This is a genomic window from Arenibacter sp. ARW7G5Y1, assembly GCF_003201775.1.
Lineage (GTDB): Bacteria > Bacteroidota > Bacteroidia > Flavobacteriales > Flavobacteriaceae > Arenibacter.
Genome location: NZ_QJJZ01000001.1, coordinates 661,621 through 687,081, shown reverse-complemented (window position 1 = coordinate 687,081; position 25,461 = coordinate 661,621). Strand labels below are relative to the sequence as shown.

The following is a 25,461-nucleotide window of genomic DNA, read 5'->3' as shown; positions in this document are numbered from 1 at the left end:
CTAATTGGTAGAGTCTTCCTCTCCCATGTAATCCTGTACGGTTCTAAAACCGATATAACTACGTGCCGAATCCTGGTATTCATAATCCCTGGTACTTACCTGTAGGAAATAAGCAACATCTTTCCAAGATCCACCTCTAATAACTTTTCTTGCATTTTGGGTAGATTCCGCATTTGGGTTCATGGTAGACACATATTCATATGAATTTGGGTCATAGCTACTATTGGTCCATTCGGAAACGTTACCCGCCATATTATAAAGGTTATAATCGTTGGGCTCATAGGCTTTGGCCTCTACCGTGTACAACGCTTGATCCGCCGCATAATCCCCACGCTGTGGTTTAAAGTTGGCCATAAAACAACCCGTATCGCTGATCACATAAGGACCACCCCATGGGTATGTACCACCTTCTATACCCCCTCTGGCCGCATATTCCCATTCCGCTTCTGTTGGCAATCTAAAGCGGTTGACAAATTGCTTGCCCCTACTTTTTTGATCGTCGTTCTTGAATTTTGTTCTCCAGTTACAAAAAGCCTGGGCCTGTTGCCACGTAACCCCAACAACAGGATAATCACTATAGGCATCATGCCAGAAGTAATCGTTGTGCATTGGTTCATTATAAGAATATGAAAAATCTTTTATCCATACCGTAGTATCCGGATATATTTCCAATTCTTCCTGTTTTATGAAATCTTTTCTACTCCCCTTTTTGGCACGGGCCGCAGCCTCAATATCCATCCAGGTATATTTGTATTTCAATTTGGTTACATCTATATGACGTTGGCCATTATAGGATTCCTCCTGAGAGATATACAATGAATCCATTACCTCGGCATAATACTCATCCGGATATTTGGAAGTATCCCAAATTAGGTCTTGTTTCCTGTCCAATGCCCTGCCTTCGTAGCCTGTTTCTCCCATACCTGCATAATTGTTCAGCATGTACTTATCGTAGGCAGACAATCTTGTAGTATCGGCATCCTTAAAGGCATAATCCCCTATACCACCATCTTCAGGTCCCAATCCCAACTCATCGGCCAAAATAGCCAAACGGGTTCTTGCAATGGAATCCTTTACCCATTCTACAAATTGACGATATTCACTATTCGTAATTTCGGTATCATCCATGTAGAAAGATCGAACAGTTACAGTCTTTGTCGGGGCATTTAGTACCTTAGCCTGATCTTCCTCACTCTTACCCATGATGAATGCTCCTCTAGGGATCAATTCCATACCATAGGGTTTTTCGGGATACCACTTTTTTCCTTGAGCTCCGACCAGCTCTCCTTTTGTTTTGGACCCACAACTTGAGAGTAAAAAAACAAATGCTATAGATGACAACAATAGCTTCTTCATACGTTAGGTTAAATTTCGATTATGATTATAAATGCAAACACAAGTATTATTCTCTAAAACTTATTTTTAAATAATTTATTGTATAAAATTTGTTTTTATACCCTAAATTTATTATTTCAATTAAACCCTTTTTTGTAGGCTTTAAACCACCGCTCAGGAATATTTTGATTACATGCATCCAGATAATCCAACTCAGTGCATGGTAATAACGCGGGTGAATTTGTTTTAGTATGTGAAGTTAAAATTGAAGGTACCTCTACCCACCATCTTTCGCTGAGATGACTTTTATAAAAGACAAGGGACTCATCTTCTGTAGGTACGGTATACTTGGTGAAGTCGTTACTATTACTATTGGGAGTCTCTTTAATCCTAAAGTTTAGGCCCTCTATAAAATACCATATTATTTGGGCAACAAGTTGAAAGGCCTGATTGCTATTCTCGCATTCGTAAATCCCAAATACGGATACATTGTCGCTAATTCCGGCATATCTTGCGATGGCACATATTTCCCTTCCATTAAAACCGTTGGGAGAAAAGTTTCGGGAATATCCTATATCCGCAGCACGTATGGCACGGGCATCCAAACTAACCACATGGGCATTTCTTAGTACAGGTTCTGCCAGGGTAATATTGGAAATTAATTCGCCCAACCTATAGGAATCAAAGAAAAGTCGCTCCATAAGGTCCAATTCTTCCTGGGAATTAAAATAACTTTGATAACCAATATTGGAGAAATTGAAAAGATTGTTGGGCTTGTCGGTAATTATTTTACTCATATAGGAATGGGAGGAAATAAGGTCTTCATCCATCCCAAAGTCGAACCTACTATCTATGGAAACCAGATTAACCATATTCTTAAGTCCGTCAAAAGCCCTATATGTAGGATAGGTAAGGTCTTGGGTTGCTCCAATGACAATGGGGATAATATTTTCTTCCAGCAAGCCGGCAACTATTTCCTTGACCACAAAATAAGTGTCCTCTACGGTCTCTCCTTCCTCTATATCTCCCAAATCCACGATGGAGGAATTCCAGTTCCCCATCATTAAATTATACAATTGTAGCCTTATTTCGGAAATATCCAGGCGCTCCGGTTTTTTTTCAAAAGCATTTCTAGATTCATTGACCCCTAGTATAGCTACACTTACATTGGCCAGCACCGGAAGACCATGCCGGGCAGTGTGCATGTAAACGTGTTTCCCCAATGCTTGGGCCGGAAGTAATTCGCAGTGGGCCAATACCCTGTCACTTACGGGTACTAAAAAATCGAATGCCATATTATTTCTTAGCCTTAGGTTTTGCTTTTGTTTTTTTCTTAGGTGTCTTTTTCTCAATTAATTCCTGAGCAGCTTTAAGGGAAATCTTAGTGGCATCCACATCTTTGGAGACCTCCACCTTAACCTTGCCCTTAATTATGGTATGCCTTCCCCATCTCGCTTTTTCTATTCGTATACCTTCTTCTGGCCATTCCTGGATCAACTTATCAATTTCCTTTTGTTTTTTGGCCTCTATAATCTCTTCAATATCCTGTTTTGACAGGGTATCAAAATCGTATTTCTTACTAACATTAATAAACATTCCGTTCCATTTTATAAATGGACCAAATCTTCCAACCCCTTTGGTAACCTCCTTATCCTCATAAATTGCAATAGGGGCATCGGCCTTTTGTTTTTCCTTGATAAGTTCCACGGCCCGATCCATATCTATCTCCATGGCATTTTCGTCCTTGCCCAGGGACACAAATTTTTTACCAAACCTTATATAGGGACCAAAGCGACCCACGTTGGCCTCCACGTCCTCCCCTTCATAAACACCTAGCTTTCGCGGTAATTTAAACAGGTCCATAGCCTCTTCGTAGCTAATGGTATTTAAGGACTGGTCCGGTAACAGGCTTGCAAACAAGGGTTTTTCCTCATCATCTACGGTACCCACCTGTACCATAGGCCCAAAGCGGCCCAACCTAACCGAAACCTGTCTTCCCGACTTAGGGTCGGTACCCAAAATACGTTCTCCACTGGCCCTGTCCGCATTTTCCTCCACATCCAAGACCTTGGGGTGAAAATCCCCATAAAAATCCTTCAAAACCTTTTGCCAATCCTCATCACCTGAAGCGATCTCATCAAAATCCTCTTCCACTTTGGCAGTGAAATGATAATCCAAAATTGTTTCAAAATGTCCTACCAAAAAATCGGTTACAATAATTCCTATATCCGTAGGCACCATTTTCCCCTTATCGGAGCCTACATTTTCCTTTAAATCCTTAGTGGTCAGTTTATCGGATTTCAGAAGTAGCTGTACATAATTTCTTTCGGTGCCTTCTATGGTGCCCTTTTCCACATAGCCTCTATTCTGGATCGTGGAAATTGTAGGCGCATAGGTAGAAGGTCTTCCTATTCCAAGCTCCTCCAGTTTTTTAACCAAAGAGGCTTCCGTAAACCTATAAGGTGCCCTGGAAAAACGCTCTGTTGCAGTTATATAATTGTTAATGAGCTTTTCGCCTTCCTTCATTGCGGGAAGCATCCCTTCCTGTTCTTCACTTATATCTTCTTCATCCGTGCCTTCCAAATATACCTTTAGGAAACCATCAAATTTGATTACCTCCCCGTTAGCGGTAAATTCTTCCTTATGTGTATTGGTCTTTATTTTGACATTGGTACGCTCCAATTCCGCATCACTCATTTGTGAGGCCAGGGTACGCTTCCAGATAAGCTCGTAGAGTTTGGATTGATCCCTTTCCAATGAAGGGGACTGATTGGTCATTTCCGTAGGGCGGATGGCCTCATGGGCCTCCTGCGCTCCTTTGGATTTTCCGGTAAAATTCCTAACCTTACTGTACTCCTTGCCGTAGTTACTAATAATGGCATCCTTTGCCGCATCTATAGCATCCTTGGATAGGTTAACACTATCCGTTCTCATATAGGTAATTAACCCCGCCTCGTACAAGCGTTGTGCCACCTGCATGGTCCTTGAAACCGAAAAATACAATTTCCTTGAAGCTTCCTGCTGTAGTGTTGAAGTTGTAAATGGGGCCGCCGGCGATTTTTTGGCCGGTTTCTTATCCAGGGAAGCAACGGAAAAATTAGCTCCTATATTTTCCTTTAAGAAAGCTTCCGCCTCCTTCTGGCTGGCATAGGTCTTATTTAATTTGGCCGTGAATATACTCCCTTCATTGGTTTTGAACTCGGCCGATATCCTAAAAGCCGCTTCCGGCTTAAAAGCTTCTATTTCCCGCTCCCTTTCCACAATCAATCTCACCGCAACGGATTGAACCCTACCTGCAGATAATCCAGGTTTAATCTTTTTCCATAAGACTGGAGAAAGTTCATACCCCACCAATCTATCCAAAACCCTCCTTGCTTGTTGGGCGTTCACCAAATCATAATTAATTTCCCTAGGATTCTCAATAGCCTTCTGAATGGCCGATTTGGTTATAGAGTTAAAAACTATCCGCTTCGTTTTATTCTTGTCCAATTTCAACTCCTCTGCCAAATGCCAGGAAATTGCCTCCCCTTCGCGGTCCTCATCACTGGCCAACCATATGGTATCTGCCTTGTCCGCCAAATCCTTGAGTTTTTTAACAAGGGCCTTTTTATCTTTGTCAACAATATATTTAGGGGCAAAATTATTCTCCACATCCACTCCTAATTCCTTGGAAGGCAAATCGGCAATATGTCCAAAACTGGACTCTACCTTATAATCCTTTCCTAAAAATTTTTCAATTGTTTTTGCTTTAGCCGGGGACTCTACGATTACTAAATTCTTTGCCATTAACTAGTTTTTGGTGACACAAAAGTATACCAATTTTTTTATTTAATGGGCTTTCATTTGTGCCACCATAAAAAAACACCCCTAATTTAAGGGGTGTTTTAAAGTATTTCGGTAGCATTAATTAAGCTTAAATGTGCTGATCAGCTTTATTTTATTTTCCAAATATTCATATTGATATATAATTTCCTTCCCTATCATCAATAAATTATCCTCCATAGGAATAACGTCAAAGGTCTCTACATCCTTAAAATGGTTAAGCTGTACCAAGTCCCGAACATTGGTCTTGTCATAGACCTTTAGTCCAGAAGCCCCATCGCACACAAATAATTTTTCATCCTTTACCCCCAGGCCGTAGGGGCCATCCATCGGATAGGTCTTTACCAACTCGGGCTTGGTGATATCTGAAATGTCCACTATAAAAAGTCCACTTTCCGTAGCACCGCACATATTGCCGCCCCTCAAGGTTACATAGGCATAATCCCCATCAACAACCACGGGATCACAGGCCGTACCATGCTCAAATTCAGAAATCAATGTAGGCGTGGCCGGAGCGGAAATATCATATATATACATCCCCCTCATACTCCCCAAAAACAATTGATCCCCCCTGTTAAAAATAGTTTCAATATCGAAACCGGCGTACACGTCTTCCAAATCCTTAGGGTTTTCCAGATCCTGAATGTTGAATACATTGATAGTGTGACTGTCTACGGCATATAAATAGTCATTTACGATCTTAAAACGCGCCAAGGACCCTCCCTGGCCTGTAGAGGTCGTATTTTGGGCGGCATTGGAAAGCATTACATCAAATTCACGTGAAAAATCCACCTGCACTTCCTCTATCAACCTTCTTTCCTTAACAGTTTCCCATCCTATCACAATATCATTTTCATAATCTATATCCTGCCACGCATAAATATCTGCCTCGAAAGGAAAAACCACATTGTCCCTCAGTACATTTTCCAAGCGGTTGACTGTTTTGATATTGTTGATATCCGAAATATCCAGAACGATCAAATCCATAATGCTATCGGCATAGAGGTAATTGCCTTTTACGGAAACATCTACGTTGCCGGGTATTTTTATAAATGCAATCTTTTTGGGAGCCCTTGGATCCGAATTATCAATTACATGCACCCCTTTGTATTTCTCGTTGACAAATATATATTCCCCATAGACATAAATTTTACCGGATTCCTCCAAGGGAATTGGAGCAATGATATCTATAGCCTGTTTAAATTCGGCCTTGCCCATCGTTAAGGGCTTGGCCACCAAGTACTCCGCATATTTGCCATCATCCCCATCATTGCAAGAAACCAGCGCTAATGCAGCCAACATAAATAAAAACAGATTCATCCTTTGCATACCTATATAATTTTATGGGGTCGTTTTTTACTAGATACCCTGTAACCCATAAAGTTGCGTTGATTTTTGACAAATATTTAACTGTCAATATGTCATATTTAGGCATATAGTACTATCTTTGCACACTCTTAAAGATGAGGTTGAATGCACAATAAAATGGAGAAGATTATAGATGAATCCGTACAAGGAACTGCCATAACCCTTGAGGGAAAAGAAAATAGCACTAGAAAATTATACATAGAAAGCTATGGCTGCGCCATGAATTTTTCGGATAGTGAAATTGTAGCCTCCATATTGTCCAACGAAGGGTTTAGTACTACCCATGTACTGGAAGACGCCGACCTGGTATTGGTCAATACCTGTTCCATTCGCGAAAAGGCAGAGCTTACCATACGCAAGAGACTGGAAAAATTTAATGCCGTAAAACGGCATAGGCCACATATGAAAGTGGGGGTCCTTGGGTGCATGGCCGAAAGGCTAAAAACCAAGTTACTGGAAGAAGAAAAAATTGTGGACATGGTAGTAGGCCCGGATGCCTACAAGGACCTGCCCAATCTTATCCAAGAAATAGATGATGGCAGAAATGCAGTAAACGTACTCCTATCCAAAGAAGAAACTTATGGGGATATTTCCCCTGTACGTCTCAACTCCAATGGCGTTACTGCCTTTGTATCCATTACCCGTGGTTGCGACAATATGTGCACCTTTTGCGTAGTACCCTTTACACGGGGCAGGGAACGCAGCAGGGATCCACAATCCATACTGGAAGAAGTAAACGACCTTGCCCATAAGGGATTTAAGGAGATTACCCTTTTGGGGCAAAATGTGGACAGCTACCTTTGGTATGGTGGCGGATTAAAAAAGGGATTCGAAAAAGCCTCCGAAATGCAAAAAGCCACAGCCGTAAATTTCTCGAACTTATTGGAAATGGTGGCCTTGGCACAACCAAAATTGCGCATTCGATTTTCCACTTCCAATCCACAGGACATGACCTTGGATGTGGTTCGGGTAGTAGCAAAATATCCAAATATCTGCAACTATATACATTTACCTGTGCAAAGTGGCAGTAATAGGATCCTAAAGGCAATGAACAGATTGCACACTAGGGAGGAATACCTGGAACTGGTGAGGAACATTAAGGAAATAATTCCAGATTGCACCGTCTCACAAGACATGATCACAGGATTTCCGACCGAAACAGAAGAAGATCATCAGGACACCCTTTCCTTAATGAAAGAGATTAAGTATGATTATGGTTATATGTATGCCTATTCCGAAAGGCCTGGGACGGCTGCGGCAAGGAATATGGAAGATGATGTGCCACAAGAGGTGAAAAACAGAAGACTAACTGAAATCATTGCCCTTCAAAGGGAGCATAGCCATTATAGAAGCAAACAACAGCTAGGAAAAACAGTTGAAGTCCTGATCGAGGGTTCCTCCAAAAAATCGGATTTGGATTGGATGGGAAGGAATTCCCAAAGTTTTGTAGTGGTTTTTCCAAAGGAAAACTACAAAATAGGAGATTTTGTGAATGTCGAAATTACCGATTGCACCTCCGGCACCTTAATAGGAAGGCCATTGGGACTATCCAATAACAATTAAACAATGGAATCGATTCAATCAATAAAACAGCGGTTTGAAATCATTGGCAACGATGTAAAACTTAATCGTGCCATTGAAAAGGCCATTCAAGTGGCCCCTACGGACATCTCCGTGTTGGTTACAGGGGAAAGCGGTGTTGGTAAAGAGGCTATTCCAAAAATTATACACTCCCTTTCCCATAGAAAACACGCCAAATACATTGCGGTCAACTGTGGGGCCATACCGGAAGGCACTATAGACAGCGAACTATTTGGTCATGAAAAAGGGGCTTTTACAGGCGCAACAGCTACCAGAAGTGGTTATTTTGAGGTAGCCGATGGCGGTACCATTTTTTTGGATGAGGTAGGGGAACTTCCCCTAACCACCCAAGTACGTCTCTTGAGGGTTTTGGAAAACGGGGAATTTTTAAAAGTAGGTTCTTCACAGGTCCAAAAAACCGATGTCAGAATTGTGGCCGCCACCAATGTTAATATGTTCGAGGCCATAAAAAAGGAAAAGTTTAGGGAAGACCTGTATTACAGGTTAAGTACGGTAGAAATCAACATTCCCCCATTGCGGGAGCGCAAGGAGGACATCCATCTATTATTTCGGAAATTTGCATCGGATTTTGGGCAGAAATATAAAATGCCAACGATCCGCCTGGAGGACGATGCCGTACAATTGCTATTAAAATATAGATGGCCGGGAAACATTAGACAATTGAGGAATATTGCCGAACAGGTTTCCGTCTTGGAGGAAAGCAGACTTATTACCTTGGCCACTCTAAACAGTTACCTGCCCAATTCCAGCAATAGCAATTTACCCGCCATTGTTGGAAAGGAAAAAAAAGAGAGCGACTTTAGCACGGAAAGGGAGATATTGTACAAGGTGCTTTTTGACATGAAAGGCGACCTTAACGATCTTAAGAAATTAACACTGGAGCTGCTCAAACACAACGACAGCGAGAAAGTACAGGAAGAAAATGAAAATCTTATCCGCAAAATCTACGGGGATGACGAGGAGGAATATGCCGAGCAAGAGGAAAGTCCCAGTGAAATTTTACAACTTCCCGAACCCTATATAGAAAAACCGATAATTAAATCTCCCCAACAAGAGGACAAGTATCATTTTGCAGAGGAAATACAAGAGGAAGAAACCCTATCTTTACAGGACAAGGAAATAGAACTCATTAAAAAATCCTTGGAACGCAACAAAGGCAAAAGAAAAGCTGCTTCCGCAGAATTGGGCATCTCGGAACGCACCCTGTACAGAAAAATAAAACAGTACGACCTTTAACGGTAGGCAGTAGGCAGTAGGCAGTAGGCAAAAAATAAAAGAATTTAGAAAAAAACGAATGAATGATTAAAGCAAAAAATCTTATAATTCTATTGGTATTAACCAGCTGTGTTGCTGGTTGTGGCATATATAACTTTACCGGGGGCGATGTAGGGACGGCGAAAACCTTTCAGGTCAATTATTTTCAAAACTATGCATCCCAGAACCCAGGGTCTACTTTCGAGCCCGGAATGGATAGGGATTTTACACTTGCCCTACAGGATCTAATATTGAACCAGACCAGTTTGGACCTTGTTAAATCCAACGGGGATTTGCTCTACGAAGGCGAGATCGTGGAATATAGAATATCCCCCATGTCGGCCACCTCACAACAAACCGCAGCACAGAACAGACTGAGTATTGGTGTAAACGTAAGGTTTTTCAACAACACCAAGGAAGATGTAGACTTTGAACAACGATTCTCCTTCTTTTACGATTATCCGGCCAATTCCCAATTGGCCAGTGTTAAGGATGAGGCCCACCAGGTAATATTTGAACGTATTACCCAGGACATTTTTAATAAATCATTGGCAGATTGGTAATTTATGAACGTACAGGACTTTACATATTTATTACAAAATCCGGATGAAGTGGTTTCCCCTGTGCAGACCAACCAACTGGAAGATGTATTGGCAGAGTACCCATACTTTCAAGCAGCAAGGGCCATGCACCTTAAAGGCCTTAAGAACCTCAACAGTTTTAAATACAACAATGCCCTTAAATTGACCGCCGCCTATACAGCGGATAGGGATATTCTTTTTGATTTCATCACCTCCGTTGACTTTTTACAAAATACCATTGCCGATTCAATTCTGGGCAAGTCCACCACTTTAAACGATACACCCACCATATCCGAAGAGATCGTTTCCGATTTTAAAAAAGAAAGTTCACTGATAGAAGAATCGGATGACGAACCCTTACCAAGGACTGTAAAGGATGCCGACAACATTTTGGACCCCTCACTGTTTTCTTCCAAAGACCCCAAAATAGACAAGTCCATTTCGGACGATAAAAAAAAAGCTGAGGAAACACTGGAAATCGGGAAACCGTTAAATTTCACCAAGAAAGAAAAATATTCCTTTGGGGAATGGCTTCAATTAACCTCAAATAAGGTAGAAAAGAAAAAACCCGAACCCGATACCCCCAAAAAAGGGGCCGCTAAGACCGAGGCGAAACCAATTCCAAAAGAAAATAAATTAAAAAAGAAAAAATTTGATCTAATTGATAAATTCATCGAAGCCAACCCAAAAATTGTACCCAAGGAAAATACGGTCAAAGTGACCATCAAGGATTCCCTTAGCTTCGACAAAAATGAATTGATGACAGCCACTTTGGCCAAAGTCTATTTAGAACAAAAGAAGTACAAAAAGGCTATTCAGGCCTACAAAATTTTAAGTTTGAAATATCCAGAAAAAAGTAGTTTCTTTGCAGACCGAATAAAAGCGGTAGAAAAGATACAACAAGAAAATAATTAAATAATGAATACAACATTTACAATATTCTTGGTCCTGATCATCCTAGTTTGCATCCTATTGATGCTTGTTATTATGGTGCAAAACCCTAAAGGTGGAGGATTGTCCTCATCCTTTGGTGGCAGCGGCAACCAAGTTGTAGGGGGCGTAAAGAAAACAGGGGACTTTTTGGATAAGAGTACTTGGACGTTGGCGACCATACTGGTTGTCTTAATATTGCTTTCCAATGTAGCATTAAAGGGAAGTTTCAGTGATTCCGATTCAAAATTGCTTAATGGCGACCCTATTGAAACAACTGCGCCGGATGCTTTGCCAGAAACTCCAATTTCTGCACCTGCCACTAATGGTACAAACACCACTGAAGGTGACCAATAACAGGAGAAAACGACTTTAAAATATAAAAAATGCCAGCTTAAGTGACAAGCTGGCATTTTTATTTAACAAAGTGTCAGTTTTTAGGCAATGGCATAATTTCTGCCTATTAAAATCAAACTTAAAAACATAAAATCTAAATAATATGGCTAAAGTTAGCATTAAACCATTAGCAGATAGAGTTCTAATAGAACCTATGGCTGCTGAAACAAAGACTGCATCTGGTCTTTACATCCCTGATACCGCAAAGGAAAAACCACAAAAAGGCAAGGTAGTTGCCGTTGGACCTGGTACAAAAGATGAAAAAGTGACAGTTAAAGTTGGAGATACGGTGCTATACGGCAAGTATGCCGGTACTGAGCTAAAGCTTGAAGGTACCGAATATCTTATGATGCGCGAGAGCGACATTTTAGCAATTATATAATATTGCACTTTTTCCCCGCATACTGGGAAAATTCCAAACTACAAACTAAAGAGTATAACTAATTTCATTCCGTTTTATTTGGAATGACAAATGAAATTAAATTATGGCAAAAGATATAAAATTTGATATCGATGCAAGAGATGGCCTGAAGAGAGGTGTCGATGCATTGGCTAACGCAGTAAAAGTTACTTTGGGACCTAAAGGTAGAAATGTAATCATCAGTAAATCGTTTGGAGCACCAAACATTACCAAGGATGGTGTTACCGTAGCCAAAGAAATTGAATTAGCGGATCCACTAGAGAATATGGGGGCCCAAATGGTAAAGGAAGTTGCATCCAAAACCAATGATTTGGCAGGTGATGGTACTACTACTGCCACCGTTCTTGCACAAGCTATCGTAAAAGAAGGCTTAAAGAACGTAGCGGCAGGTGCCAATCCAATGGACCTAAAAAGAGGTATAGACAAAGCTGTAGAGGCTATTGTTGAAGATTTGGCCAAGCAGACCAAAAAAGTAGGCGACTCTTCAGAAAAAATCAAACAAGTAGCCGCCATTTCCTCCAATAACGATGAAACCATTGGTGATCTTATTGCCCAAGCTTTCGGAAAAGTTGGAAAAGAAGGAGTTATTACTGTTGAGGAGGCCAAAGGAACAGATACTTATGTTGATGTTGTGGAAGGTATGCAATTCGACAGGGGATACCTTTCTCCATACTTTGTTACCGATTCTGAAAAAATGACAGCCGACTTGGAAAATCCTTACATATTACTATATGATAAGAAGATTTCTTCCATGAAGGATTTGTTACCAGTATTGGAGCCTGTAGCACAATCCGGAAAACCTCTTTTGATCATTGCAGAAGATGTGGATGGAGAAGCTTTGGCCACATTGGTGGTAAACAAATTAAGGGGATCCTTAAAGATTGCCGCAGTTAAGGCACCAGGATTTGGAGATAGAAGAAAGGCTATGTTGGAAGATATCGCTATCCTTACAGGTGGAACCGTAATAGCTGAGGAAAGAGGCTTTACAATGGAAAATGCCACCTTGGATATGCTTGGTACCTGTGAAAAAATCACTATTGACAAGGACAATACAACTATTGTAAACGGTTCAGGGGATCCAAAAACCATTAAAACAAGGGTTAACCAAATCAAATCCCAAATAGAATCTACCACCTCGGATTACGACAAGGAAAAATTACAGGAACGTTTGGCCAAATTGGCCGGTGGGGTTGCTGTTCTTTATGTTGGCGCTGCTTCCGAAGTAGAAATGAAAGAGAAAAAAGATAGGGTAGATGATGCCCTTCACGCTACAAGAGCTGCGGTTGAAGAAGGAATCGTTGCCGGTGGGGGTGTTGCCCTGGTTAGAGCAAAATCCGTACTTTCCAAAATCAAGACTGAAAATGCAGATGAGGAAACAGGTGTACAAATCGTTGCCAGAGCAATAGAGTCACCTTTGAGAACCATCGTTGAAAATGCCGGTGGGGAAGGATCTGTAGTAGTTGCCAAAGTTTTGGAAGGCAAAGGCGATTTTGGTTATGATGCCAAATCGGAGAAATATGTGGAAATGATCAAAGCGGGTATCATAGACCCTAAGAAGGTAACCAGAATTGCATTGGAAAATGCCGCTTCTGTTGCCGGAATGATCTTAACTACCGAATGTGCCCTGATAGACATCAAAGAAGATGCTCCTGCAGGCCCACCAATGGGTGGTGGAATGCCAGGAATGATGTAAGTTTTAAAATTTACAGCAACAAAAAAAACCGCATTTGGAAATCCAAATGCGGTTTTTTGTTTTTACCAGGCTTATAAAGACCAAACTTTAATGATGCTGTCCATCGTCGCTATTATCCTCGCGATACCTGCAACAAGGGTGAACACTTTCATAAGCTTCCTCCGTAGCCTTTAATTCCTTGGTATCATGACCTACCTCGACTATGGCCGTTTTTACCAACATGGAATTTGTTTTTCGCTCATCGATGATCAACGATAATTGATGGGTCGGGATGTCCCATAAAGCGTATTTAACCCCTTTTACGGCCAAGGCGGCTTCCTCTATCCTCTCTTTGCACATGGCACATTTACCATTCACCTCGAAGCTCATTTTTTTATTTTTCTCTTGGCCATAGCCAACTGCCGTCAAAAAAACAAACACCGCTCCTAATACTATATTTCTCATATCTCCACTTTTTAAGTTGAATAATTAATATTGAATAAATTTATAATTTATATCTAAATCCCGCATAAAACATTCTGCCCATTATAGGGCCATGTACTATGGTAGTATCAAAATTTGGACCAAATGGGTCGTCCGCACTCAACACAGGGTCATCCTGGGTGTAATCGGCCAAATTCTCGCCTCCTATATATATTTCAAAATTATCGTTGAACACTCTCGTTATTTGAGCAATCATCATACTGTGGGATGGGGAAAATTCTGCCAATCTATACGCTTCTGGATTATTGGAGGTATTTGGCAATCGCTGTTTTCCCAGCGAATGGACCGTATAATCCATACGCCATAAGGAACCATTTGTCTTAGGTACTGAAGTATAACCAAGGTTGGCAAAAAATCGATGTTGGGCCTGTAAAGGCTTTTGAAGGGTACCGCTGCGATAATCGGTTTCCACATCATAATATTTATAAGCCGTCCTTAACTCAAGATTCTTTAGAACATTATAATTTATTTCAAATTGAAAGCTTTTGGCCACACTTTCTCCCTCCAAGTTATAAAATGACACCTCCAATGGGTTCTCCCAATCCACCACCACTTGATTTTTAAAATTGGTAACGTAATAATCCAAGGTTACATTACCCTTTCTGCCAAACCAACTAAACCCCTGTATAAAACTAGTTCCATAATTCCAGGCATCTTCTGGATCCAACCCATAAATACTACTACCATCCCCAAGAACCCTTATCCGTCTTGAGGAGGCAAATAATTGTTGGTTTTCGGCAAAGATGTTGGCTGCCCGTTTTCCACGGCCCAAAGACCCCCTAAAGCTCCCTCTATCCCATGGCATATACCGCAGGTGTAATCTAGGCGTAACAAAAGTCCCCAAATTATTGTGGGTGTCCACTCTTATGCCCGCAGTTAAACTCCATTCCTTTAAATTGTCATAGCTATATTCAAAAAAGGCCCCAATAGATTTGTCCACCCTAGAATAATCTTGCGTGTTCACCATTTCGCCATATCCATCATAAGCAAAGGTGAGGCCCGTTTTATACTTGCTCTTGGTATCCCCTATTATGGAGTTGAACAGCAGGTTGGAATAGATGCTTTCGTGATCAATATTATATTCATTAAACCCAAAATAAGAATCCTGTTTATGAATATTGTAGGCCGTTTGAAAACCAAGACTTTGAAAAGGTAGCTCTGGAAATACATAACCTAATTTCAGCGAAGTATCAAACCTCCTGGTATTTATTTCACCTCCCCACGAATTGGCAGTGAATTTATCGATACTCGGGACAAAATTTGTCTGTCCCAGCTGTTTGTCGTCGTTTAAGAAACGAAGATTGATAAAGCTGACCCATCCGGTACTTGGGTTTTGGTATTGCCACCTATTCAAAACATTTATTTGATTGCCCAAGGGGGCATCCAAAAATCCGTCCCCATTATCATCCTCCTTCACATCCCTTCTATTGGTATGGAGATAAAGCCCCGTACTCCACTTATCGGTCAACTGTTTATTGAAATGGGTATTCAACTCCAGCCTGCCATTCAAATTGCCATATCCATTAACAAATAGGGCATTATCCGTCAAAGGTTTTACCAATTCCGTATTTATCTGGCCTGAAATACTCTCATAACCATTTACCACACTGCCCGCCCCCTTCGTAATCTGTATACTCTCCACCCAAGTCCCAGGGGTGAAGGTAAGTCCATAGGCCTGGGAGGCACCCCTTACCATAGGGATATTCTCTTGGGTTATTAACAAATAAGGACTGGTAAGTCCCAACATTTGTATTTGCTTGGTACCGGTCAAAGCATCTGAAAAATTGACATCTATGGCCGGGTTGGTTTCAAAGCTCTCAGAGAGGTTACAGCACGCCGCTTTTAGTAATTCGGCGCTATTTATGGTGACCACATTCTGTGGGCTGAAATAGGATTTCTGTACGGCGTCCCTTTTCTTTTGAACCACCACCTCATTTAACGCATTGGAAGGTTTTAGCCAGTGATTTACCTTTCCAGGGGAATCAATGATCAAGGTATCCGACTCAAATCCCACATAACTAATGACAAGCCGATTATACTCCTTCTTAAATGGGATTGAAAAGCTACCATCGGTCTTCGTTATGGTCCCTGTCTGGGAATTTAACCAATAAACATTGGCTCCGGCCAAACCTAGGTGCTTATTTTCAGGATTGTCCTCCATCACCATACCCTCAATAGTGTTCTGGGAGATTGCCAATAACGGAATCCATAAAAATATACTTACAAAAAAATTCTTCACTTGATATATTTTAATATTAGTAGATAATTGAAATCAATAAAACATCGGATCCTCCAAATCCAAAAAAAGGGAACCCGAGCTTACTACCAATAAAAAATCAAATGAGGAAAACTTGGTCCAAAATATGGATATCTTTGACCAGTATGGGAGGTGGGTAATCGGCATGGGGAACACGGTGCTGCTCCCTTGGCTGAAATAAATTTTCATAATAGGAAGTATAGGCCACCAAGAAAAGCTGCTGGACCACACCAAGATCGTCATAGGAAATACTTAGGTTATCCTGCCCCACTACCAAAATGGTCTCATCACTGCAGCAAGTATCTGATTTTTTCTTAGGGGACAAATTCTCTTCCTCCAACCCCAAATCCATACCACAGGTATCCGCTTCATGAAAAAAAGCGACGTCTACCAAAGATCCAAAGCAAAAATGCTTCTCAACGGTCCAGGAAACGGTGGAGACCAGCATAAAAAATGCCATCAACACGGCCAGTATTTTATGGATCATTACTTTCATCAAGGCAAAAATAATCAAAAGTTATTACTCTATATTTCCCTATTGCAACATTAACTAAAATTTAGGGGAAAAATTGTCCTTATCAATAACAGTTAGGAAGTTTAAAGAGGTTATGGATCAAAGAATTTGCAAATAGCCTTATTTTTGTGAAAATTTATCACATGCTTACTATTTTAAGACCAAAGATTTCGGAAATTACGAACAGTACCCAGAAAACTGCAACCGAAAAAATGCAGGCCATATGCGAATTGTTAAAAGAGAATGTCCCCCATTACGATTGGGTAGGCTTCTATTTCAAAAATGGAGATAGGGAAGAGCTCAAATTGGGTCCATATGCCGGCGCCCCTACAGACCACACCATAATTCCTTTTGGCAAAGGAATTTGCGGACAGGTAGCCGTCTCCAATCAAAACTTTGTGGTTCCGGATGTAAAAGCCCAGGACAACTACATAGCATGCAGCATAACCGTTAAGGCGGAAATTGTAGTTCCGTTATTTTTAAATGGCGTAAATATTGGTCAAATAGACATCGACTCCAATACTCCCGACCCATTTTCAAAGGAGGATGAGCACTTTTTGGAATACGTAAACCAAGAGGTGTCCAAGATTCTTTAAAACTTTAGGGCGATTGTTAATAAACGTGCTGATTTTTAAGCACAAAAAAATTACTTTTGTGTCCTTATAATCCATAACAACAATCACAACAAAATGAGTACCACTAAAAAAGCTTCGTCAGCCTTAATATCCGTTTTTCATAAAGATGGCCTAGAGCCCTTGGTAAAAAAGTTTAATGAATTGGGAATTACCATCTATTCTACAGGCGGTACGGAAACATTCATTAAGGATTTGGGAATCGATGTAGTACCTGTAGAGGACGTTACCAGCTATCCGTCCATTTTGGGCGGCAGGGTTAAGACATTGCACCCTAAGGTATTTGGTGGTATTTTGAACCGTCAGGACAATAAGAGCGATCAGGAACAATTGAAGGAATTTGAAATCCCCCAATTGGATATCGTAATTGTAGATCTTTACCCATTTGAAAAAACTGTTGCCAGTGGGGCCTCCGAACAGGATATCATTGAAAAAATAGATATAGGCGGTATTTCATTGATACGCGCCGCGGCCAAAAATTACAAGGATACACTTTGCGTGTCCTCCATGAACGATTATGACGAAGTTTTGGAAATGATTACCAACGGTAACGGCAGCACCACTTTGGAAGACCGTAGACGTTTTGCTACCAAATCTTTCAATGTTTCATCGCATTATGATTCGGCCATTTTTAATTATTTCAACCAAAACCACGAAGAAGCTGCGTTTAAATTAAGTGAAACCAACGGGCAAGTACTGCGTTATGGAGAAAACCCCCATCAAAAAGGATTTTACTTTGGGGATTTTGACGCAATGTTCAATAAACTTCATGGAAAGGAACTTTCCTATAACAATTTGTTGGACGTGGATGCAGCTGTAAACCTTATCCAAGAATTTAAGAACGATGCCCCCACCTTTGCCATATTAAAGCACAATAATGCCTGTGGTCTCGCCACCAGACCAACAATTCACCAGGCCTATGTTGATGCCTTGGCAGGAGACCCTGTTTCAGCTTTTGGTGGAATATTGATCAGCAACGTAGAAATAGACAAACCAACCGCCGAAGAAATACACAATCTATTCTGCGAAGTGGTAATTGCCCCTAGCTATACCCCAGTGGCCCTGGATATCTTAAAAGGCAAGAAAAACAGAATAATTTTGGTACAGAACGAAGTTGACCTTCCAAAAATGACGGTAAGAACATGTTTAAACGGAGTTTTAGTGCAGGAAAAAGATGAAAAGACCGATAAAATTTCCGACCTTACCAATGCTACCAATAAAAAGCCTACGGATAGGGAACTGGAAGATTTAATCTTCGCTTCAAAATTGTGCAAACACACCAAAAGTAACACCATTGTACTTGCTAAAAACAAACAATTGTGCGCCAGTGGAACCGGCCAAACCTCCCGTGTAGATGCCCTAAACCAAGCCATCCACAAAGCCCAATCCTTCAATTTTGACCTAAATGGAGCGGTATTGGCCAGTGATGCCTTCTTTCCGTTTCCAGATTGTGTGGAAATTGCGCATAAAAGTGGGGTAACCAGCGTTATACAACCTGGAGGCTCCATAAAGGATCAACTTAGTATCGATTATTGTAATGAAAATGGAATTGCAATGGTTATGACTGGCACACGTCATTTTAAACATTAATTTTATTACTTTTAACGATCAAACTGACATTTAAACCGAAATATAACAACACATAATGGGATTCTTTGATTTCTTAACCGAGGAGATTGCAATAGACTTAGGTACTGCCAACACCCTCATCATTCACAACGACAAAGTGGTGGTAGACAGTCCATCTATTGTAGCTAGGGACAGAATAAGTGGCAAAATCATTGCTGTTGGCAAGGAAGCCAACATGATGCAAGGAAAGACCCATGAAAATATAAAGACAATACGTCCTTTAAAGGATGGGGTTATCGCCGATTTTGACGCCTCCGAAAAGATGATCAATATGTTCATTAAGAACATACCCGCTTTAAAGAAAAAGTGGTTTCCGCCAGCCTTGAGAATGGTTATCTGTATCCCTTCGGGAATTACAGAGGTAGAAATGCGTGCCGTTAAGGAGTCTGCTGAACGTGTTAACGGCAAGGAGGTCTATCTAATTCACGAGCCAATGGCAGCTGCCATAGGTATCGGCCTGGACATTATGCAACCCAAAGGGAACATGATCGTTGATATAGGAGGTGGAACAACAGAAATTGCGGTAATTGCCCTGGGCGGGATTGTTTGCGACAAATCGGTCAAGATAGCGGGGGACGTTTTCACTAACGACATTATTTATTACATGCGTACGCAACACAACCTTTATGTTGGGGAGAGTACCGCTGAAAATATTAAAATTACCATTGGATCCGCTACGGAAGACTTACAGACCCCTCCGGATGAAATGTCCGTGCAGGGTAGGGATCTATTGACCGGTAAACCAAAACAAGTATCCATTTCCTACCGTGAAATAGCCAAAGCCTTGGATAAATCCATTTTAAGGGTAGAGGATGCCGTTATGGAAACACTATCCCAAACACCACCAGAACTGGCAGCTGACATTTATAATACGGGTATTTATCTAGCTGGCGGCGGGTCTATGCTCAGGGGACTTGATAGACGTTTGTCCCAAAAAACGGATCTCCCGGTCTATATAGCTGAAGATCCACTAAGGGCGGTTGTAAGGGGTACCGGTATTGCTTTAAAAAACTTGGAGCGATATAAGAGTATTTTAATTAAATAGCCTATTCAACCCCCTACAATCGGCACTACCTTTTGGAAGGTTATAATTAGTAAACAGGCCTTAATGCCTTACTGGGCAATTGCCCAAATAAGGTTTTATAAAACAATTTAAGTGAATGCAGCAGATTATCAACTTTATATTAAGATATAAAAATTTCTTGCTCTATCTTTTCCTGTTGATTATATCCCTGGCCCTTACAGTACAATCCCATTCATACCATCGTTCCAAATACTTTAATTCCTCTAACTGGCTTACCGGAAATATTTATGAGACCACAAGCAGTATCACCACCTATTTTGGTCTTGGGGAGGAGAATAAAAAATTGGTAGAGGAAAATAAACGATTGCGGAACCTCCTGTTCAACCAAAAAAAGGAAGATTCCATGCAATTGGACACGACCAATGTTACATACAGGGTCATAGCTTCCCAGGTAATCAAGAACAGTTATAGCCTGCCGAGAAACTATATTACGATCAAAAAAGGAATGGCACAGGGAATAAAACCCGATATGGGCGTTATCACAGCCAACGGCATCCTTGGAATAGTGGAGAATACATCCCAAAATTTTGCAACGGTACAGAGCATTCTGAACACCAAATCCAGGATCAACGCAAAAATCAAGAACACCAACCATTACGGATCATTGGTTTGGGACACAAAAGACTATAACACAGTACAACTTGCCGACGTTGAAAGATTGGTACCCTTAAAAATTGGGGACACTATTGTTACCGGTGCCAGTTCCAGCATCTTTCCAGAAAACATTCCCATAGGTATCGTCAAAAATTTTGATCTAAACAATTCCCAAAGCTCATATAGCATAGACATTAAGCTCTTTAACAATATGGCCGCAGTTAGGAGCATTTACATAATAGAAAACATTCAAAGGGAGGAAATAATAGAATTAGAAGCCAAGACCAATAATGATTCGCAATAGCTACTTTATCAACATAATTAGATTTGTACTATTAATTTTGGTACAGGTATTGGTTTTTAATAAGCTCAATTTTTTTGGATATATAAACCCAATGGTGTATATTCTATTTCTCTACTGGTATCCCATTAAGGAAAAAAGGCAATTGTTTCTATTGTTAAGTTTTCTACTTGGCTTCTTAATAGATTTATTTTCGGACACCGTAGCCATTCATGCAGCAGCCACCGTAACCATTGCTTATTTAAGACCGACCATAATGCGGTTTTGTTTTGGGGTGAATTATGAATTTCAAAATTTTAAACTAACCAACACCACTAGGGCACAACAAATTACATTTTTAACGTTATTAATTATAATACACCATTTGGTTTTCTTTACCCTAGAAATTTTCAGTTTTGAAAATACGCTGTTAATTTTGAAGAAAGTTTTAACTATCAGTATAGCCACCTTAATATTGTGCTTACTATTAAGTTCACTTTTTAGTGTTGAAAAAGAATGAGAAAAATTCTATTATCTTCCATTATACTATTGGTCGGAATAACTTTTATCGGCAGATTGTCCTATCTCCAGATATTTAGTTTTTCCCCCAATCAGATATTGGAAGATCCGGCCATAAAAGCAGTATATGATTATCCGGAAAGGGGCTATATATATGATAGAAATGGGAAACTTCTCGTAGCAAACCAACCGGCCTATGATGTAATGGTTATACCAAGGGAGGTAAAACCATTGGACACCCTTGAATTTTGTAAGCTCTTGGGAATAGATAAAGAAAGGTTTGTGTCCCAATTAAAGAAAGCCAGGGTCTATTCCCCAAGGCTTCCCTCTGTTTTGGTTCCACAACTATCCAAAGAGGACTACGGCAGGCTTCAGGAAAAAATGAGGCGATTTGAAGGCTTCTATATTCAAAAAAGATCATTGCGCTATTACGATACCAATAGCGGTGCCAATGTTTTGGGATACATCAGTGAAGTCAACGAATGGGATCTGGAACGAAACCCATCCTACGCTGCCGGGGAATTAAAGGGAACTACGGGTATCGAAAAAGAATACGAGACCATCCTAAGGGGTCGAAAAGGCGTGAAATATATCCAGAAAGATAGGTTTAACAGGGATATTGGCCCTTATAAATCCGGTACTTTGGATACCCTTCCAGAGCAGGGAAAACAAATAACCGTCACTATAGACAAAATTCTTCAGGAATACGGTGAAAAGCTGATGATCGGGAAACACGGGGGTATAGTTGCCCTGGAACCGGCCTCCGGAGAGATTTTGGCATTAATTTCCGGTCCAACCTATGACCCAGCCTTATTGGTAGGTAGGGAAAGATCAAAGAATTACAGCAAATTACACTATGATACCATTTCAAAACCCACCTTTGACCGTTCCATCTTAGCTTCCCAATCCCCCGGATCGCCATTTAAAACCATAAACGCCCTAGTAGCCCTTCAAGAAGGTGCCATTACACCAGAAACCACCTTTCATTGCTACAATGGTTTCTACGTAGGCAAAAGGAAAAGAGGATGTCATTGCGGAGGAGGTACCCGAAATTTGAATTCCGGCATTTACCTCTCCTGTAATGCCTATTTTGCAGGTGCCTTTCGTAAAATTTACGACCAATTTCCAACATCGGCCGAAGGCATGGATGTTTGGGAAAAACACGTAAAAAGTTTTGGACTAGGAACTTTTTTGGGGTATGACCTTCCCACTGGAAGACCTGGACGAATACCCAACAAGGAATATTACAACCGCATTTATGGGGACAACAGATGGTCCTCTTCTACCATAATATCCAATTCCATAGGACAGGGCGAGGTAGAGGTTACTCCTATTCAACTGGCCAACATGACCGCTGCCATTGCCAATAGAGGGCATTATTTTACGCCTCATGTACTTAAAAAAATTGGAGCTGACGATATCAGTATCCCTGAATTCACAGAGGCCAAACACACCACTATTGATAGAAAATATTTTGAACCGGTTGTACAGGGAATGGCCGAAGTGTACAAAAAAGGTACGGCAGCGAGGCTGCAAATAGAAGGAATAGAAATTGCCGGTAAAACCGGTACTGTAGAGAACTTCACAAGAATCAATGGTGTACGGACGCAACTAACGGACAACTCCGTTTTTGTTGCCTTTGCACCCGTTGACAACCCTAAAATTGCCATTGCCGTTTACATTGAGAATGGATATTTTGGATCGCGTTATGCAGGACATATTGCCTCCCTAATGATTGAAAAATATCTTAAAGGCGAAATAACCCGTGTAGACTTGGAGAAAAGAATGTTGGAAAAAACCTTGGAAGATGAATATGCAAAACCCTATAGCGGACAACCCTTTAAAATAAATGAGCGTGTCTGGTAAAAGTGTCCTTAAACGCTTGGATTGGTTTAGCGTTCTAATTTACATTTCCCTAGTTTTTATTGGTTGGATAAATATTTATTCCAGCACCTTCACTGACGACAACCCGTCTATTTTCAATTTTGCCTCCTTACATGGAAAACAATTGTTCTTTATAGGGACAAGTGCCGTGGCCATAGTTATTATATTGGCATTGGAAGCCAATTTCTATGAACGATTCTCCAGCCTATTTTATATAATATCCACAGCACTGCTCTTGGGACTTTTTGTATTTGGCAAAACAATTGCCGGGGCAACTTCTTGGTACGACCTTGGCTTTTTCAACCTACAACCCTCGGAATTTGCTAAAGTTGCCACCGCACTTGCCCTGGCCAAATATTTAAGTGATATACAGACGGATATTAAGCGGCAGAAAGACCAAATAATCGCAATTCTCATTTTATTGATTCCTGCATTCCTGATCATTCCCCAGCCAGATCCAGGAAGTGCCCTCGTCTTTTTTGCCCTGATCTTTGTGATTTTTAGGGAAGGTCTCCCGCTCTATTACCTTGGAATAGGGTTTATGGTAATTCTTATTTTTATTTTAACGCTGATGTTCGGTACCATATGGGTAAGCATAATCCTAGGGCTACTATTGGCGCTATTCCTATTATTAAAAAAACCATCCTTCAAAGTACCTATAATTCCGGTTGGCCTTATATACGTAGCCATTGTTCTCTTTTCCCTTTCGGTCAATTTTGTTTTTAATTCCGTTTTTGAACAAAGGCATAGGGATCGTTTCAGTCTTTGGCTTCGTTTGGAAAAGGATCCCAAAAAATTGGAGGAAATCCGTAGGGACATAGGTTACAACACCTATCAATCTGAAAAAGCCATTGAATCGGGCGGAAAATACGGTAAAGGGTTTTTGGAAGGAACAAGGACCAAGGGCGATTTTGTCCCGGAACAACATACAGATTACATATTTAGCACCGTAGGCGAGGAATGGGGATTTGTAGGTACTGCCTCCGTGGTAATTCTTTTTACCACCTTACTACTACGGCTGGTATATTTGGCCGAGCGACAGAAAAATGACTTTAGTCGTATGTATGGGTATGGGGTCATCTCCATTTTGTTTGTACATTATTTCATAAACATAGGTATGGTCATAGGAGTTCTGCCCACCATTGGAATACCACTGCCCTTTTTTAGTTATGGGGGTTCCGGTTTATTATTTTTTACGGCGCTGTTGTTTATCTTTCTAAAATTGGATGCCAACAGACTAAACGAACTCACTTAAAATCTCCAACTGCCGCTGTTGATACCGGCTTCCAACCTTGACTCTTGTTCATCAGGCAAACCAAAAAAGAAATCGATCCCCGTCAATTTTTCAAGGGTATCCACAGGAACCATAAATTGATCCAAGTTTCTGGTATCCTCCCTATTTTTGAAAAGAAATCCTATGATTTTTAGGTTTTCACCCTCACCTTTAGCTACTATTTTATAAAAATATTTTGGAACGGCCACATCCTCCTCCCCTATACTTGCCAAGCCCTTATCCAAAACTCCCGCAGTAACTACAAATAAAGGTCCGTCCCTTCTGGCCCAATACCTCACCTGCTGCTCCAATCTATTCCAGACTCCTGCGTTAAATTCCCTGTTCTGTGGTGTAATATTGCTCGTATAAAAGGTTTCATTATAGGCGTTTTCGGAAAATCTACGATCACCAGCAGGACACAAATGACCTCTATCATATCCCGAACCCTTATAGTTCCTCCAATCTGCCGATTTACTGCTCACCTTGGGGTCCTCTACAAAAAATGGCCTTTTCCTATCATCATTGGTTAAGTGGGACTTCTCCAAAACATAGGCTACCCACTCTGCCTGTTCATAAGCTTCATTATAGGATAGGGAAAAATGGGCATGCCGTACTATTTCACCTGTGCTGGAACTGGGCCATAGCCATTCAGGTATTTCTGTCCTTTGGCCCTCCCCTTCAGGTAAGGAATAGGGGGCGGGAGTATAAAAATTATCGAATATCCAAAACAAGACTACACAAACCAGCATCAGGGTGGTATATATTATCCTATTTTTCCTATATTTATTCATAGTGTAAATATAGATAAAACTACCATTCGGGAGTTTCCATAAGTGTAAGTAATGGCCTTATTTTACGACCAACCTCATGTAACATTATGTAGTTGGCCAAATCATTCTCAACACCCCAA

General features: G+C 40.8%; 22 protein-coding genes. 14 read left to right on the top strand and 8 right to left on the bottom strand.

Going from position 1 to position 25,461, the window contains the following annotated elements; translation table 11 throughout:
- The 4 genes from gldK to C7972_RS02835 all read right to left on the bottom strand — a co-directional run bounded on the left by gldK (window position 1) and on the right by C7972_RS02835 (window position 6,486).
- Entirely contained in the window at window positions 1–1,356 is a 1,356-nt protein-coding gene (gene gldK, locus C7972_RS02850; protein WP_110354668.1) for a gliding motility lipoprotein GldK, read from the bottom strand.
- A 116-nt stretch (window positions 1,357–1,472) separates the two neighbouring features.
- Entirely contained in the window at window positions 1,473–2,630 is a 1,158-nt protein-coding gene (locus C7972_RS02845) for a formimidoylglutamase (protein ID WP_110354814.1), read from the bottom strand.
- A gap of 1 nt (window position 2,631) precedes the next feature.
- Window positions 2,632–5,121 carry a type I DNA topoisomerase gene (topA, locus tag C7972_RS02840; RefSeq protein ID WP_110354667.1) on the bottom strand — a complete coding sequence of 830 codons (2,490 nt, stop codon included), beginning with the start codon at window positions 5,119–5,121 and terminating at the stop codon, window positions 2,632–2,634.
- Window positions 5,122–5,238: 117 nt separating this feature from the next.
- Entirely contained in the window at window positions 5,239–6,486 is a 1,248-nt protein-coding gene (locus tag C7972_RS02835) for an LVIVD repeat-containing protein (protein WP_110354666.1), read from the bottom strand.
- 156 nt (window positions 6,487–6,642) lie between these two features.
- On the opposite strand from C7972_RS02835, the gene miaB reads away from it, so the two are divergent.
- The 7 genes from miaB (at window position 6,643) to groL (ending at window position 13,402) form a co-directional block, all read left to right on the top strand.
- Window positions 6,643–8,088, top strand: coding sequence for a tRNA (N6-isopentenyl adenosine(37)-C2)-methylthiotransferase MiaB (gene miaB / locus C7972_RS02830; protein WP_110354813.1), 1,446 nt, complete (start codon window positions 6,643–6,645; stop codon window positions 8,086–8,088).
- 3 nt (window positions 8,089–8,091) lie between these two features.
- Window positions 8,092–9,363: a sigma-54-dependent Fis family transcriptional regulator gene (locus C7972_RS02825; protein ID WP_110354665.1), complete on the top strand. Its 1,272-nt coding sequence runs from the start codon at window positions 8,092–8,094 to the stop codon at window positions 9,361–9,363.
- Between the two features lie 62 nt (window positions 9,364–9,425).
- Window positions 9,426–9,944, top strand: coding sequence for an LptE family protein (locus C7972_RS02820; RefSeq protein WP_110354664.1), 519 nt, complete (start codon window positions 9,426–9,428; stop codon window positions 9,942–9,944).
- A gap of 3 nt (window positions 9,945–9,947) precedes the next feature.
- Window positions 9,948–10,877, top strand: coding sequence for a hypothetical protein (locus C7972_RS02815; RefSeq protein WP_110354663.1), 930 nt, complete (start codon window positions 9,948–9,950; stop codon window positions 10,875–10,877).
- A 3-nt stretch (window positions 10,878–10,880) separates the two neighbouring features.
- Window positions 10,881–11,249, top strand: a complete 369-nt coding sequence (gene secG / locus C7972_RS02810) for a preprotein translocase subunit SecG (protein ID WP_110354662.1) — start codon at window positions 10,881–10,883, stop codon at window positions 11,247–11,249.
- Window positions 11,250–11,391: 142 nt separating this feature from the next.
- Window positions 11,392–11,670, top strand: a complete 279-nt coding sequence (gene groES, locus C7972_RS02805; RefSeq protein WP_072860635.1) for a co-chaperone GroES — start codon at window positions 11,392–11,394, stop codon at window positions 11,668–11,670.
- A 103-nt stretch (window positions 11,671–11,773) separates the two neighbouring features.
- Window positions 11,774–13,402 carry a chaperonin GroEL gene (gene groL / locus C7972_RS02800; protein WP_110354661.1) on the top strand — a complete coding sequence of 543 codons (1,629 nt, stop codon included), beginning with the start codon at window positions 11,774–11,776 and terminating at the stop codon, window positions 13,400–13,402.
- An 87-nt stretch (window positions 13,403–13,489) separates the two neighbouring features.
- Here groL and C7972_RS02795 read toward each other — a convergent pair whose 3' ends face one another.
- From C7972_RS02795 to C7972_RS02785, 3 genes are all read right to left on the bottom strand, one after another.
- Entirely contained in the window at window positions 13,490–13,846 is a 357-nt protein-coding gene (locus C7972_RS02795) for a heavy-metal-associated domain-containing protein (RefSeq protein ID WP_110354660.1), read from the bottom strand.
- 40 nt (window positions 13,847–13,886) lie between these two features.
- The gene (locus tag C7972_RS02790; protein WP_258364756.1) at window positions 13,887–16,124 is read right to left on the bottom strand and encodes a TonB-dependent receptor; all 2,238 of its coding nucleotides are present in this window, start codon (window positions 16,122–16,124) and stop codon (window positions 13,887–13,889) included.
- 97 nt (window positions 16,125–16,221) lie between these two features.
- The gene (locus tag C7972_RS02785) at window positions 16,222–16,638 is read right to left on the bottom strand and encodes a hypothetical protein (protein WP_110354659.1); all 417 of its coding nucleotides are present in this window, start codon (window positions 16,636–16,638) and stop codon (window positions 16,222–16,224) included.
- Between the two features lie 161 nt (window positions 16,639–16,799).
- Here C7972_RS02785 and C7972_RS02780 point away from each other — a divergent pair, with 161 nt between their 5' ends.
- From C7972_RS02780 to rodA, 7 genes are all read left to right on the top strand, one after another.
- Window positions 16,800–17,252: a GAF domain-containing protein gene (locus C7972_RS02780; protein ID WP_110354658.1), complete on the top strand. Its 453-nt coding sequence runs from the start codon at window positions 16,800–16,802 to the stop codon at window positions 17,250–17,252.
- Window positions 17,253–17,345: 93 nt separating this feature from the next.
- A complete protein-coding gene (gene purH / locus C7972_RS02775; RefSeq protein ID WP_110354657.1) occupies window positions 17,346–18,878 on the top strand; it encodes a bifunctional phosphoribosylaminoimidazolecarboxamide formyltransferase/IMP cyclohydrolase in 1,533 nt (510 codons plus the stop codon).
- Between the two features lie 55 nt (window positions 18,879–18,933).
- Window positions 18,934–19,962 (top strand): rod shape-determining protein, encoded by a 1,029-nt coding sequence (locus C7972_RS02770; protein WP_069858480.1) that lies wholly within the window; start codon window positions 18,934–18,936, stop codon window positions 19,960–19,962.
- Between the two features lie 115 nt (window positions 19,963–20,077).
- Window positions 20,078–20,899, top strand: coding sequence for a rod shape-determining protein MreC (gene mreC, locus C7972_RS02765; RefSeq protein ID WP_110354656.1), 822 nt, complete (start codon window positions 20,078–20,080; stop codon window positions 20,897–20,899).
- Window positions 20,886–21,395, top strand: coding sequence for a rod shape-determining protein MreD (gene mreD, locus C7972_RS02760; protein WP_110354655.1), 510 nt, complete (start codon window positions 20,886–20,888; stop codon window positions 21,393–21,395). Before mreC ends, mreD begins: the two co-directional genes overlap by 14 nt.
- Window positions 21,392–23,260 carry a penicillin-binding protein 2 gene (locus tag C7972_RS02755; protein ID WP_110354654.1) on the top strand — a complete coding sequence of 623 codons (1,869 nt, stop codon included), beginning with the start codon at window positions 21,392–21,394 and terminating at the stop codon, window positions 23,258–23,260. Before mreD ends, C7972_RS02755 begins: the two co-directional genes overlap by 4 nt.
- Entirely contained in the window at window positions 23,250–24,533 is a 1,284-nt protein-coding gene (rodA, locus tag C7972_RS02750) for a rod shape-determining protein RodA (protein WP_110354811.1), read from the top strand. The genes C7972_RS02755 and rodA overlap by 11 nt, the downstream gene beginning before the upstream one ends.
- Here the strand turns inward: rodA and C7972_RS02745 are convergent.
- Window positions 24,530–25,342 (bottom strand): DNA/RNA non-specific endonuclease, encoded by an 813-nt coding sequence (locus tag C7972_RS02745; RefSeq protein WP_110354653.1) that lies wholly within the window; start codon window positions 25,340–25,342, stop codon window positions 24,530–24,532. The genes rodA and C7972_RS02745 overlap by 4 nt on opposite strands.
- Between the last annotated feature and the right edge of the window lie 119 nt (window positions 25,343–25,461).

Coding starts and splice junctions, on each gene's coding strand:
- C7972_RS02770 (WP_069858480.1), top strand. CDS start 18,934: ATGGGATTCTTTGATTTCTTAACCGAGGAGATTGCAATAGACTTAGGT.
- mreD (WP_110354655.1), top strand. CDS start 20,886: ATGATTCGCAATAGCTACTTTATCAACATAATTAGATTTGTACTATTA.
- groES (WP_072860635.1), top strand. CDS start 11,392: ATGGCTAAAGTTAGCATTAAACCATTAGCAGATAGAGTTCTAATAGAA.
- C7972_RS02820 (WP_110354664.1), top strand. CDS start 9,426: ATGATTAAAGCAAAAAATCTTATAATTCTATTGGTATTAACCAGCTGT.
- C7972_RS02845 (WP_110354814.1), bottom strand. CDS start 2,630: ATGGCATTCGATTTTTTAGTACCCGTAAGTGACAGGGTATTGGCCCAC.
- topA (WP_110354667.1), bottom strand. CDS start 5,121: ATGGCAAAGAATTTAGTAATCGTAGAGTCCCCGGCTAAAGCAAAAACA.
- C7972_RS02835 (WP_110354666.1), bottom strand. CDS start 6,486: ATGCAAAGGATGAATCTGTTTTTATTTATGTTGGCTGCATTAGCGCTG.
- C7972_RS02785 (WP_110354659.1), bottom strand. CDS start 16,638: ATGAAAGTAATGATCCATAAAATACTGGCCGTGTTGATGGCATTTTTT.
- C7972_RS02825 (WP_110354665.1), top strand. CDS start 8,092: ATGGAATCGATTCAATCAATAAAACAGCGGTTTGAAATCATTGGCAAC.
- C7972_RS02815 (WP_110354663.1), top strand. CDS start 9,948: ATGAACGTACAGGACTTTACATATTTATTACAAAATCCGGATGAAGTG.
- C7972_RS02795 (WP_110354660.1), bottom strand. CDS start 13,846: ATGAGAAATATAGTATTAGGAGCGGTGTTTGTTTTTTTGACGGCAGTT.
- C7972_RS02755 (WP_110354654.1), top strand. CDS start 21,392: ATGAGAAAAATTCTATTATCTTCCATTATACTATTGGTCGGAATAACT.
- C7972_RS02780 (WP_110354658.1), top strand. CDS start 16,800: ATGCTTACTATTTTAAGACCAAAGATTTCGGAAATTACGAACAGTACC.
- gldK (WP_110354668.1), bottom strand. CDS start 1,356: ATGAAGAAGCTATTGTTGTCATCTATAGCATTTGTTTTTTTACTCTCA.
- miaB (WP_110354813.1), top strand. CDS start 6,643: ATGGAGAAGATTATAGATGAATCCGTACAAGGAACTGCCATAACCCTT.
- C7972_RS02745 (WP_110354653.1), bottom strand. CDS start 25,342: ATGAATAAATATAGGAAAAATAGGATAATATATACCACCCTGATGCTG.
- purH (WP_110354657.1), top strand. CDS start 17,346: ATGAGTACCACTAAAAAAGCTTCGTCAGCCTTAATATCCGTTTTTCAT.
- secG (WP_110354662.1), top strand. CDS start 10,881: ATGAATACAACATTTACAATATTCTTGGTCCTGATCATCCTAGTTTGC.
- mreC (WP_110354656.1), top strand. CDS start 20,078: ATGCAGCAGATTATCAACTTTATATTAAGATATAAAAATTTCTTGCTC.
- groL (WP_110354661.1), top strand. CDS start 11,774: ATGGCAAAAGATATAAAATTTGATATCGATGCAAGAGATGGCCTGAAG.